Source organism: Nocardia sp. NPDC004722, assembly GCF_053601505.1.
This window is the reverse complement of the sequence record NZ_JBSGBY010000335.1, coordinates 1-9,268: the sequence shown is the minus strand read 5'-3', so window position 1 is coordinate 9,268 and position 9,268 is coordinate 1. Positions and strand designations below refer to the sequence as shown.

The window sequence follows — 9,268 nt, the reverse complement described above, 5'->3', positions numbered from 1 at the left end:
CGCCACAGCCGCAGCGGATCTCGGGCGGCAGGATCGCCGGGATCGCCGCGGCGGCGGTCGCTTCGATCGCCGTGGTGGTCCTGGGCGTACGCGCTACGAACGGTGACGACCACGGCAGCTCGGACGCGAAGTCCACGTACACGCCGTACACCTACAACACCTACAGCACGCCCACTTCCACGACGCCGCCGTTCAACCCGAACACCCTGGACGCGGCCGCCACCGATAAGACCCCGTTCCTCCCGAGCGCCCTGCTCCCGCAATCCTTCCGCGACAGCAAGAACGTCCAATACACCCTCCGCTCCAGCGGCGTCATGGACTGCATCACCCCCGACATGTCGGCGAACGTGAAATCGATTCTGCGCAGCTACAACTGCACCCAGCAGGTAGCGGGCTCCTACATCGACGACTCCAACCAGATCCTCGTCTCGGTCGACGTCCTGGCCTTCGCCACCACCGCCGACGCGAACCGGATGTACCAGGCGATGATGGACCAAACCCAGGACTGGTCCATCTGGTGCCCCCACGACGGCGTCGGCGCCGACGTCTGCAACAACAACCCCAGCCGCGCCCGCCGCAGCGAATACGGCTCCCAACAACACCGCTACGTCTACCAGTCAACCGCCCTGTACCTGAGCCTGTCCCGCAACCCAACCGTCGACGAGTGGATAGATCCCCCCGCCAAGGCCATCGTCCAAAAGGCCGGCCCCGACAACTACTGGCACAAATGACAACCGACGCACACTCCGACCCGTCCGCTGTCTCCGCGGGAATCGCTCTGGCCCCGCCGGGTTCCCGCATCGCGTTGATCGACTTCGCCCCGGATTCCCTGACCGCGGCGTTGCTGATCGTGTCCCCGGACGGTTCCGTCCAGGTATCCGATTCCCGGGGTCTGCCACCGGTTTCGGCTACTGATCTGACGGAATCCGGCTTGCCCGCTGTGGTTTCGGCGGTGGTGGATGTCCTGCGATCCGCGGGCATCACCTCCCCGAACGACCTGCACACCCTGTATCTCTCGGGTGATGCCGCGCGCAACCCGTTGGTGCAGCAGGCACTCCGCCCACTGTGCGCGGATCAGCGCGTGCGGGCACCGTTGCAACAGCAGGTCTCCGTACCGCCGGTTCCGCGCTCGAATTCGGGCGCACGGCTGGGGATGATCATCGCGGCGGTGGTGGCGGTTGTTCTCGTCGTGGTTGTCGGGGTGGTGACGTTGGGGCGTGGGGGGAGCGCCAAGGTCGACGGTCTGGATTACCCGTCGGTTGTAGTGGGGCCGGAGGGCACCAAACAGGCGGTGCTCGATCCCGCGGCGAATCGGTTGTACGTGGCCAACGACATGGCCAAGACGGTGGCCGTCGTGGATGTCACGACTCGCACCGTGGTCGCCAAGATCGCTTTCCCGGATGTGCTGGCCGGGATCGCGATCGATCCGGTACTGCACATGCTGTACGGGGTGGGGAAGGGTGATCGCGAGGCCAAGCCCGCGGTTCGGGGCTCGCTGTCGATCGTCGACACCATCACGAACAGCGTGGTCACTTCGATCGCCACCGGTGAGGAGTCGGCCGGAGTCGCCGTCGACCCGGTCAGCCATCGGGTGTATGTCACGAACAACCTGTTCCAGGGGTATCAGCAGGACCCGAAGGTCGTGAACTTCAATGCGGCGGCGACGGTTTCGGTGATCGACCCCCAGTCCGCGACCGTGGTGGATTCGGTCGAGGTGGGCAGCGATGCCGGGCAGATCGCCATCGATCCGACCGGCCGCACGGCGTACATCCTGGGTGGGTACTACCCGGAGCGGAACACCGAATACGGCTTGCTCGTATTCGATCTGGCCTCGCACCGCGTCACCCGGCGACTGGTCGTCCCGTCGAACGGCCCGCAGTCCATGGCGGTGGACTTCGCCACCAACACCGCGGTGGTCACCGATATCAACCAGCTCTATGTGCTCGATCTGGCATCGAACAGTGTGGTTCAGACGATCAGGGGCAGCGACTTCGGCGCGATCACCGTGGATCCGGAGAAGCACCGCGCCTACATCGTCGAAACTGGCGGTAGCGGTTATCGTTTGCGGGTTTTCGACACGTCGACGCGCGTGCTCGCACCCACCGTCGAGACCGGCATGAAGATGCTGGTGGGATCGGCTGTCGATCCTCGATCGCACGTCGTTTACGCATTGATCGGCGACACGGTGACCTTCATCCCCGCTCCCGCGTAGTTCGGCTGGCGCGGTTGCGGGGGTGCCGTTACGGTTGGCCGCGAATGGGGTCGAGCTAGGAGTGGGTGTGGCCGGTCTGGGTGCCGATGTGGGGAATGACCCGGAGTTGATGCGGCGGATCGGGCAGGCGGCGGGGGAGTGTGAGCTCGGGGCGCATCGGAATTATCATCTGGCTCGCAAGATCGGGATGCGGCTGGATCTGTATGACAACGGTGCGGTGGTGGTGCTGGCCGGGCAGCAGATCCGGGTGGTGCGCAACGACATCGCCCGGGTGACGCAGAAGATTGTGCGGCACAGCAGGAATGGGACGCATACGGGGACCACGCATCACTATCGGGTGACGGATGTGCTCGGGGCGGAGATGCTGTTGACCGAGGCGCTGTGCTGTCCGGAGGAGTGGGGTCCGGCGCTGGTGGAGGGGATCGCGTCGCGGCAAGCGGCCGGGGCGCTCGAAACCTTGCGTGGCGGTGGAAGATTGGAGTTCGGGCCGTGGTGGCTGACCGCCACGCAGGCCGGGACCGGGAAGAAAACCTTTGCGTTGCAGCAGCTTCGCGGCTTCCGGGTGAAGGCCGGGCAGGTGATCATCGAGGCGGGCGAGGACACCCGGATAACCAACAGCGTCGAGAAGTTCCCGAATTTCCTGCTGTTCCAGTTCCTCGTGCACCAGTTGGTCCCGGACCTCCCCGAGTCCGCGGGCAAGGTGTTCAGCCGCCGCCTCGCGGTACGTGCCTGGAACACCGCGTTCGCGGCGGTCGCCGTGATCGCGTTCACCATCGCCTGCGTGAGCAGCTGGCCGGTGGATCGAACCGAACTGTGCGACAAGTACTCCGCGGTGGAGAAGGCGAGCGTCGAACTCACCGATCCGGTGAAGAACCTCCGCGACGCCGCCCACAACTACCGTGGCGACCAGCAGTCCGCGGTACGCGCCGACGGCGACAAGCTGGGCAAGTTCACCGGTTCCGGCTTCCACTGGGTCAAGCCGGAAGAACTCGACGACGCCACCCTGGCCATCCGCGACGTCTGCAACGCCAACATCCTCACGGCCCGGAAGTGACATGAAGAACCGCGATATCCGCAGCCTGATCACGGCCGTGTTCACCCTGGCACTGGGCATCCTGGCGCTGATCCTGACCACCAGCGTCTGGTGGCCGATCCTGATCCTCGTCCTCGGCGGCCTGGGCCTGACCGCCGCCCTGCTCACCCCGGCCCGGGAATCCTGATCGGTCGGGCGTGGCGCTGGGCCGCCGGGGCCGGGTCTGGTTCGATGGGGACATGACCGACAAGGTTGTTCTCATCACGGGCACTTCCACGGGGATCGGGCTGGCGGTGGCGGCCGCCGCGATGCGGGCCGGATATCGGACCGTGGCGACGCTGCGCAGCATGGACAAGGCCGGTCCGGTCCGGGAAACCGGCGCGGACGTGCGGCAATTGGATGTGACCGACCCGAACTCGGTCGCCGACTGCCTGGCGGGCGTGGCCGCCGACTACGGCCGCCTGGACGCGCTGGTCAACAATGCCGGAGTCTCGGTGCTGGGCACCGTCGAGCACCTGCCCATGGCGGATATCCGCCGCGCCATGGAGGTCAACTTCTTCGGCGTGGTCGAGACGACCAAGGCCGCCATGCCGCTGCTGCGCGCCTCGAAGGGCCGCGTGGTGACGGTGACCAGTGTCGGCGGCGCGGTCGGCCAGCCGTTCAACGAGGCGTACTGCGCCGCGAAGTTCGCCGTCGAGGGCTTCATGCAAAGCCTGGAACCGGTCGCCGCCACGGTCGGCGTGGGCGTCAGCGTCATCGAACCCGGCGCGGTCACAACGGAATTCGTCAACAACGCCCGCGTCGACATCCCCACCGCGATCAGCGCCGCCGGGCCTTACGCCCCCGCCCTCGAGGCCTACATCAACCGCACCCGAGGCGCCTACAGCACCGCCCAAACCGCCGACCAGGTAGCCGAGGTGGTCCTGTCCGCCCTGACCGCCTACCCCGTCGTATTCCGCTGGCAGACTTCCGACTTCGCCCGCGCCTTCGTCGCCGACAGCCTGTCGGACCTCGACGGCTCCATCGTCGCGGGCCTCACCTCGAAATGGGTCCGCTAACCCTCGAGCATCAGGGTCACCGGCCCGTCATTGACGAGTTCGACCTGCATGTGCGCCCCGAACCGCCCGGTGACGACGGTCGCCCCGAGCTCGCGCAGGGCGGCACGCCCGGCCAGGACACCGACTTCGCGATGGCCGAGGCATCGGTCCCGACTTCGGCGCAGTGCTCGCCCAGAATGCCGATCTTGCGCTGCAGCACGTCGATATCGGAGAAGCTGTGCCAGATGTCGGCGTACTGGGCGACCAGCCGCAGCGTCTTGCGCTCGCCACCGCCGCCGATCAGGATCGGGATGTCGCGCACCGGCTGCGGGTTCAGCTTGGCCAGCCGGTCGGCGATGCGGGCCATCGACTCCTTCAGCCCGGCCAAACGGCTTCCGGCCGTGCCGAATTCGTAGCCGTACTGGTCGTAGTCCTTCTGGAACCAGCCCGCGCCGATGCCGAGGATGAGCCGTCCGTCGCTGATGTGGTCCACGGTGCGCGCCATATCGGCCAGCAGATCCGGATTGCGGTAGCCGCCGCCGGTGACCAGCGCCCCCAGCTCCACCCGCTCGGTCTGCTCGGCGATCGCGCCCAGCATGGTCCAGCATTCGAAGTGCGCTCCCTCGGGATCCCCGTAGAGCGGATAGAAGTGGTCCCAGTTGAAGACGACGTCGACTCCGGCGTCCTCACATCTGCGGACCGCGTCTCTGATCAGGCCATAGTTCGGCGCATGCTGCGGTTGCAGCTGAACGCCGATGCGAACGGGCCGACTCATGTTGTACTCCTCGTCGCCGGTCGGAGATCCGATTCGAGGCTACCGGTGTGCACCGGTCGGGGTCCGCTTAACATCGTGCGCGGAGCCGTCCCCTCGGGGGTTCGGGGGCGAAGCCCCTGGGAGTCCCGAGAGTTGGGTCCACCCCTCTACAACGGATCGTCCGGCACGTTCCTGCCGGTGAAGGGAAGTGTTTCAATCGTGGCAACGGTGACTTTCGACAAGGCCACCCGGCTCTACCCCGGCGGTACCAAGCCCGCCGTCGACGCCTTGAATCTCGAGATCGAGGATGGCGAATTCCTGGTGCTGGTCGGTCCTTCCGGCTGTGGCAAATCCACCTCGCTGCGCATGCTCGCGGGTCTGGAGGAGGTGAGCGGCGGTCGAATCCTGATCGGGGACAAGGACGTCACGCACGCCGAGCCCAAGGAACGCGATATCGCCATGGTGTTCCAGAACTACGCGCTCTACCCGCACATGAGCGTCGCCGAGAACATGGGCTTCGCGCTGAAGATGGCCAAGGTCTCCAAGGAGGAGCGGCAGCAGCGCGTGCTGGAGGCCGCCAAGCTGCTGGACCTGGAGCCCTATCTGGACCGCAAGCCCAAGGCGCTGTCCGGCGGTCAGCGCCAGCGCGTCGCCATGGGCCGCGCCATCGTGCGTCAGCCGCAGGTGTTCCTTATGGACGAGCCGCTGTCCAACCTGGACGCCAAGCTGCGCGTGCAGACCCGCACCCAGATCGCCCAGTTGCAGCGCCGGCTCGGCACCACCACCGTCTACGTCACCCACGACCAGGTCGAGGCCATGACCATGGGCGACCGGGTCGCGGTGCTCAAGGACGGACTGCTGCAGCAGTGCGCCTCGCCGCGCGACCTGTACCGCAATCCGGCCAACCTGTTCGTCGCGGGCTTCATGGGGTCGCCCGCCATGAACCTGTTCACGCTGCCAGTGGGCAATGGCTCGGTCATCCTCGGCGGCTGCCCGCTGCCGCTGCCGCGCTCGGTGGCCGCGGCCACCGGTGAGAACGTGGTGGTCGGCATCCGGCCCGAACACCTGGAGCCGGTCGGCGACGGCGCGGGCATCGCGATGGAAGTCGATGTGGTCGAGGAGCTCGGTTCCGACGCCTACATCTACGGACGCACCGCCGGTGACGGGGAAACCATTGTGGCGCGCGCGGATTGGCGCAACCCGCCCGCCAAGGGCACCCGCCTGGCGCTCGTCGCGGACGCGGACCACACCTACTTCTTCCACCCGGAGGACGGGCGTCGCCTGAACTGACCTCTGGTCAGCGCGAAGGGGGTCCGGCGGCACAGCCGCCGGACCCCTTTATTCGCCGCCGCGCCGGCGGCGTTGCTTCCGCCGCCATTCGTCGTTCACCCGGACCCGCAGGTTCTCCAGGGGCACTTGGTTTCCCGAGGCGCTGCGAAGTTCGACCGTGACCGGTTCGCCGGTCGAATCCTCCAGTCGTTGCAGCGGCGCGGTTCCGTCCTGCAGGTATTTGTCGCCCCACTGCCACAGCGCGACCACCGCGGGCAGCAGATCCAAACCCATTGTGGTGAGCACGTACTCGTTCCGAGTGCGTTTACCCTCTTCGCGGTATGGCCGCTTCTCCAGCAGCCCCGCCTCCACCAGTTTGCGCAGCGCGCTCGACGCGGCGGCGTCGGTGATCCCCACGCGTGCCGCGAAGCCGTCGAACCGCGTCGTCCCGTAATAGCTCTCGCGCAGGATGAGCATCGCCGAGCGGGTGCCGACGATGTCCATCGCCTTGGCGATGGAGCAGCCCTCGGTCGTCCACGAGCCCAGGTCGCTGAGCCTTCCTTCCATCACTGCCGACATGGCGTACATCATACCAACCTGGCTTGCTCTCACTATTGCCAGCTTCTACGCTAGCTATATAGCAATGAAGCTAGAGGCTCCGGAAGGAACGTCATGAGAGACGCAGTCATCGTCGAAGCGGTCCGCACCCCCATCGGCAAGGGCAAGGCCACCGGCGGATTGCACGGCACCCACCCCGCCGATCTGCTCGCGTACAGCCTCCGGGAAGTGGTGCGGCGCACCGAGATCGATCCCGCGCTGATCGACGATGTGATCGGCGGCGTGGTCACCCAGGTCGGCGAGCAGGGCTCCAACCTCACCCGCCGCGCGGCACTGGCGGCCGGATATCCGGAATCGGTGCCCGCCACCACCGTCGACCGCCAGTGCGGCAGCAGCCAGCAGGCCATCCACTTCGCCGCCCAGGGCGTCATCGCGGGCGCGTACGACATCGTGGTGGCGGCGGGCGTGGAATCCATGAGCCGGGTTCCCATGGGCGCCAATGTGATCGGCGCGGAGGACATCGCGGGCGTCGGGTTCGCCGAACGCTATCCCGAGGGCCTGGTACCGCAGGGCATCAGCGCCGAACTCATCGCCGCCAAGTGGGGCCTGAGCCGCACCCAGCTCGACGAATTCGCCCTGGCCAGCCACGAGAAGGCCGCCGCCGCGACCAAGGCCGGAGCCTTCGAGGCCCAGCTCAGCCCCTACGGCGGGCTGTCGGTGGACGAGGGCATCCGGGTCGGCAGCACCCTGGAGACGCTCGGCGCGCTGCGCCCCGCCTTCTACAGCGACGAGATGGCCGCCCGCTTCCCGCAGATCAACTGGAACATCACCGCCGCCAACTCCAGCCCCATCAACGACGGCAGCGCCGCCACCCTCATCATGACCAGCGAACGCGCCGCCCAACTCGGACTGCGCCCGCTGGCCCGCGTACACAGCTTCGCCGTAGCGGGCGACGACCCGCTGCTCATGCTGACGGCCGTCATCCCCGCGACTCGAAAGCTGTTGCAGCGCTCCGGCCTCGACCTCGCCGACATCGACCTGTTCGAGGTCAACGAGGCGTTCTCCTCGGTAGTCCTGGCCTGGGCCAAGGAAACCGGCGCGGACATGTCCAAGGTCAACGTCAACGGCGGCGCGATCGCCCTCGGTCACCCGCTGGGTGCCTCAGGCGCGCGCCTCGCCACCACCCTGGTCCACGCCATGCACGACCGCGGCGCCCGCTACGGCCTGCAAACCATGTGCGAGGCAGGCGGCCTCGCCAACGCCACCCTCTACGAACGCCTCTGATCCGCGGCACCGTTATGGCCTGCTCACCACGACGATCGCGGTGAGCAGGCCGAGCAACCAGGATTCCGCCAATAGGGGGAAGGCCACGAGGGCCGTGGTCCAGGCTCTCTGGTGCTGGGAGATCGCGCGGATCGTCCACAGCAGGACCAGGAGCATGGTCAGGGCGATGCCGAGCCAGGCGACGGCGTCGGCCAGAGGGAGGTAGCGGGTGTTCGCGGTAGGTGGGAACAGGGTGCGGTAAGCCGGGATGAAGCCTGCCACCGTCCAAGCCGCCGCGCATGCCACGGCGTAGATCACCACGGTGGCAAGGAAATCCGCGACCGCGATCGGGGGCCGCCGCCATCCGGCCACCCCTTCAGGATGCCGGTCAGTTGATGGCGGTGGCCACCAGGATGTGCCCGGCTCCGCCCGCGAGGGCGATGATCGGCAGCGCGATGGCGGGCCACAGCCAGGCCCGGCGGCCGGTCATCGCCGCCACCGAGGTCAGGACTATCGCCACGATCAACACCAGGAACGTCCCGCCGCCACCGATCAGCAGGCCCCACAGCGCCGAGGAGGGCGGGCGGATCAGCACGCACTTCGCGGCGGGCGGCCCCAACTGCACCGTGCAGCGATTGTGGACCAGATCCGAGAGCTTGGAGAGCAGGTCGTAGGCCCACCCGAACGACACCGCCACGCCGACCAGGCACAGCAGCGTCGCCACCAGAACGTCCTTGCCACGCAGCGGTTTACGATCGGCGGCCGCCTTGGGCAGGGCCGCCGCGGCCGCCTCCGCGGGCGGCAGCTTCGACGGCATGGTCAGATCGTTCTCGCCGAAGGACTGCCCGGAGCCCGGCGCGTCCTGCGGTCCGGCCGCAGCCCACACCTCGGGCGAGACTTCCACGACCGGTGGGTAATTCGAGCCCGTGTTCGGGTGGCCCGGTCCGCCGCCGAGGGGCGGATTCGCGGCGGCTACCTCGCCGGGCTGCCATCCGCCACGGGCCGCCGGTGCACCGGGTACGCCCCCCGCGCCACCCGGTGGCCGGGGCGGGGCCTGCCTGCCGCCTCGGGCCGACTGTTCACCCACTACGGGGAATTGAACGACAGTGCCCGGCTCGCGACGCTGATCCGGCGGATCGAGC

General features: G+C 67.7%; 11 protein-coding genes and 2 pseudogenes. 8 read left to right on the top strand and 5 right to left on the bottom strand.

Features of this window, described 5'->3' with window-relative positions; genetic code table 11:
* The 5 genes from ACWELQ_RS28075 to ACWELQ_RS28055 all read left to right on the top strand — a co-directional run.
* Positions 1-731: hypothetical protein (locus ACWELQ_RS28075; protein ID WP_452400036.1), on the top strand; the 731-nt coding region annotated here is incomplete at its 5' end.
* Positions 728-2,212: a YncE family protein gene (locus ACWELQ_RS28070; RefSeq protein WP_452400035.1), complete on the top strand. Its 1,485-nt coding sequence runs from the start codon at positions 728-730 to the stop codon at positions 2,210-2,212. The genes ACWELQ_RS28075 and ACWELQ_RS28070, both read left to right, overlap by 4 nt.
* Positions 2,213-2,279: 67 nt before the next feature.
* Positions 2,280-3,266 (top strand): DUF6585 family protein, encoded by a 987-nt coding sequence (locus ACWELQ_RS28065; protein ID WP_452400034.1) that lies wholly within the window; start codon positions 2,280-2,282, stop codon positions 3,264-3,266.
* Position 3,267: 1 nt separating this feature from the next.
* Complete coding sequence (locus ACWELQ_RS28060; protein ID WP_452400033.1) at positions 3,268-3,432, top strand: hypothetical protein; 165 nt, start codon at positions 3,268-3,270, stop codon at positions 3,430-3,432.
* A gap of 52 nt (positions 3,433-3,484) precedes the next feature.
* Positions 3,485-4,303 (top strand): SDR family NAD(P)-dependent oxidoreductase, encoded by an 819-nt coding sequence (locus tag ACWELQ_RS28055; protein WP_452400032.1) that lies wholly within the window; start codon positions 3,485-3,487, stop codon positions 4,301-4,303.
* Here ACWELQ_RS28055 and ACWELQ_RS28050 read toward each other — a convergent pair.
* Positions 4,300-4,422 (bottom strand): annotated as a pseudogene (locus ACWELQ_RS28050) (D-aminoacyl-tRNA deacylase); the annotation flags it as partial. The gene ACWELQ_RS28055 and the pseudogene ACWELQ_RS28050 overlap by 4 nt on opposite strands.
* Positions 4,392-5,057 (bottom strand): annotated as a pseudogene (locus ACWELQ_RS28045) (LLM class F420-dependent oxidoreductase); the annotation flags it as partial. The pseudogenes ACWELQ_RS28050 and ACWELQ_RS28045, both read right to left, overlap by 31 nt.
* Before the next feature lie 198 nt (positions 5,058-5,255).
* On the opposite strand from ACWELQ_RS28045, the gene ACWELQ_RS28040 reads away from it, so the two are divergent.
* Positions 5,256-6,326 carry an ABC transporter ATP-binding protein gene (locus ACWELQ_RS28040; protein WP_452400031.1) on the top strand — a complete coding sequence of 357 codons (1,071 nt, stop codon included), beginning with the start codon at positions 5,256-5,258 and terminating at the stop codon, positions 6,324-6,326.
* 48 nt (positions 6,327-6,374) lie between these two features.
* On the opposite strand, the gene ACWELQ_RS28035 is transcribed toward ACWELQ_RS28040, so the two are convergent.
* Positions 6,375-6,884 carry a winged helix-turn-helix transcriptional regulator gene (locus tag ACWELQ_RS28035; protein WP_452400030.1) on the bottom strand — a complete coding sequence of 170 codons (510 nt, stop codon included), beginning with the start codon at positions 6,882-6,884 and terminating at the stop codon, positions 6,375-6,377.
* A gap of 93 nt (positions 6,885-6,977) precedes the next feature.
* Between ACWELQ_RS28035 and ACWELQ_RS28030 the strand changes: the two genes are divergently transcribed.
* Positions 6,978-8,147, top strand: a complete 1,170-nt coding sequence (locus ACWELQ_RS28030) for a thiolase family protein (RefSeq protein ID WP_452400029.1) — start codon at positions 6,978-6,980, stop codon at positions 8,145-8,147.
* A 12-nt stretch (positions 8,148-8,159) separates the two neighbouring features.
* Here ACWELQ_RS28030 and ACWELQ_RS28025 read toward each other — a convergent pair whose 3' ends face one another.
* Together ACWELQ_RS28025 and ACWELQ_RS28020 are read right to left on the bottom strand one after the other, a co-directional pair.
* The gene (locus ACWELQ_RS28025; protein ID WP_452400028.1) at positions 8,160-8,498 is read right to left on the bottom strand and encodes a hypothetical protein; all 339 of its coding nucleotides are present in this window, start codon (positions 8,496-8,498) and stop codon (positions 8,160-8,162) included.
* A 16-nt stretch (positions 8,499-8,514) separates the two neighbouring features.
* Positions 8,515-9,030: a hypothetical protein gene (locus ACWELQ_RS28020; protein ID WP_452400027.1), complete on the bottom strand. Its 516-nt coding sequence runs from the start codon at positions 9,028-9,030 to the stop codon at positions 8,515-8,517.
* 30 nt (positions 9,031-9,060) lie between these two features.
* Between ACWELQ_RS28020 and ACWELQ_RS28015 the strand changes: the two genes are divergently transcribed.
* Positions 9,061-9,268 (top strand): hypothetical protein (locus ACWELQ_RS28015; RefSeq protein WP_452400026.1); only part of this gene is annotated, 208 nt, incomplete at its 3' end.

Coding starts and splice junctions, on each gene's coding strand:
- ACWELQ_RS28070 (WP_452400035.1), top strand. CDS start 728: ATGACAACCGACGCACACTCCGACCCGTCCGCTGTCTCCGCGGGAATC.
- ACWELQ_RS28060 (WP_452400033.1), top strand. CDS start 3,268: ATGAAGAACCGCGATATCCGCAGCCTGATCACGGCCGTGTTCACCCTG.
- ACWELQ_RS28055 (WP_452400032.1), top strand. CDS start 3,485: ATGACCGACAAGGTTGTTCTCATCACGGGCACTTCCACGGGGATCGGG.
- ACWELQ_RS28035 (WP_452400030.1), bottom strand. CDS start 6,884: ATGTCGGCAGTGATGGAAGGAAGGCTCAGCGACCTGGGCTCGTGGACG.
- ACWELQ_RS28030 (WP_452400029.1), top strand. CDS start 6,978: ATGAGAGACGCAGTCATCGTCGAAGCGGTCCGCACCCCCATCGGCAAG.